This window comes from Rhizobium sp. PEPV16 (genome assembly GCF_008919455.1).
GTDB classification, from domain to species: domain Bacteria; phylum Pseudomonadota; class Alphaproteobacteria; order Rhizobiales; family Rhizobiaceae; genus Rhizobium; species Rhizobium leguminosarum_Q.
In genome coordinates this window covers 1-1,901 of record NZ_VSZV01000164.1, presented here as the reverse complement: position 1 = coordinate 1,901, position 1,901 = coordinate 1, and the positions used below count along the sequence as shown (strand labels likewise).

Genomic DNA, 1,901 nt, shown 5'->3' with positions numbered 1-1,901 from the left:
CATCAGGTCTCCGGCGGCCAGCTGCAGCGGGCGATGACGGCGATGGCGCTCTGCTCCAATCCCGAACTGATCGTCTTCGACGAGCCGACGACGGCGCTTGACGTCACCACGCAGATCGACGTGCTGGCGGCGATCAAGCATGCCATCGAGGAAACGCACACGGCCGCCCTCTACATCACCCATGACCTTGCCGTCGTCGCCCAGATTTCGGACGACATCATGGTCCTGCGTTATGGCAAGCAGGTAGAATATGGCAGTGTCCAGCAGATCATCGAGGCGCCGCGGGAGGACTATACCCGCGCCCTCGTCAATGTCAGGCAGGCCTACCGCGAGGAAGCCGCCGACCAGTCCACGGCACTTCTCAAGGTGGAAAATATCAGTGCCGAATATTCCAACGGCTTCAAAGTGCTGCACGATGTCACGCTGCACGTGCCGAAGGGGCAGACGCTCGCGGTCGTCGGCGAATCCGGTTCCGGCAAATCGACCCTGGCGCGCGTCATTACCGGCCTGTTGCCGCCGAGCAGCGGGCGCATCGTCTTTGACGGCAAGCCGCTGATGCCGGGTCTGAAGAGCCGGCCGAACGACGATCTGAGGCGAATCCAGCTGATCTACCAGATGGCCGATACGGCGATGAACCCGCGCCAGACGGTCCGCGACATCATCGGCCGCCCGCTGACCTTCTATTATGGTCTGAGAGGTGCCGAGAAAACTGCGCGGGTGAAGGAACTGCTCGATCAGATCGAGATGGGCAAGGGCTTCGTCGACCGCTACCCGGCCGAACTATCGGGTGGCCAGAAGCAGCGCGTGGCGATAGCAAGAGCGCTTGCCGCCAAGCCTGAACTCATCCTCTGCGACGAGCCGACCTCGGCGCTTGATCCGCTGGTGGCGGAGGGCATCCTCAAGCTGCTTCTCCGCCTGCAGGAAGAAGAACAGCTGTCCTATGTCTTCATCACCCACGACATCGCCATCGTCCGGGCGATTGCCGACAGCGTGGCGGTGATGCATCGTGGCAAGCTGGTGCGGTTCGGCTCGAAATCGACGGCGCTGTCGCCGCCCTTTGACGACTACACCGATCTGCTGTTGAAATCCGTTCCGGAAATGGAAATCGGCTGGCTGGAACGCGTGCTCGCCACGCGACGCATGGAAAGCGCCGGCAACTGACCTGACGAGGGCAGAACCTTCGTCTCACGGAATGTGCATCAAGGAATGAGCATGACCTCGCGCGGCTTCACCACCATCGAGAATGAATGGATTATACTGAAGGATGGGACGCGGCTTGCCGCGCGCATCTGGATGCCGGATGGCGCGGAAAAAGATCCCGTTCCCGCCGTCTTCGAATTCCTGCCCTATCGCAAGCGGGACGGAACCAGTCTGCGGGACGAGTCGACCTATCCGGTATTCGCGGCATCAGGCATTGCCGGCGTGCGTGTCGATATCCGCGGATCCGGAGAATCCGACGGGGTCATCGACGGCGAATATACCGAAAGCGAGCTTGCCAATGCCTGCGAGCTGATCGCCTGGATTGCCGCGCAGCCATGGTCGAATGGCACGGTCGGCATGATGGGCATCTCCTGGGGCGGCTTCAACAGCCTGCAGGTCGCAGCATTGCGCCCGCCGGCGCTGAAGGCCGTCATCTCGATCGCCTCGACCGTCGACCGCTACAATGACGACATCCACTACAAGAACGGCTGCCATCTCTCCGCCCAGCTCTCATGGGCGGCGACGATGCTCGGCTACCAGTCGCGGCCGCCCGACCCTTCACTCGTCGGCGAGCGCTGGAAGGAAAAGTGGCTGGAACGCCTCGCAGGCGAACCCTTCTTCATGGAAGAGTGGCTGGCCCACCAGCGGCGCGACGATTTCTGGCGTCACGGCTCGATCTCAGAGGATTTTTCGAGCGTGGA

Annotated in this window: 2 protein-coding genes; both read left to right on the top strand. The window is 62.1% G+C overall.

Annotated features, from left to right (window positions below):
* A partial coding sequence (locus tag FY112_RS03580; protein ID WP_246700594.1) for an ABC transporter ATP-binding protein occupies positions 1–1,161 on the top strand: 1,161 nt, incomplete at its 5' end.
* Positions 1,162–1,212: 51 nt separating this feature from the next.
* On the top strand, positions 1,213–1,901 hold a 689-nt coding region (locus tag FY112_RS03575; protein ID WP_151517711.1), incomplete at its 3' end, for a CocE/NonD family hydrolase.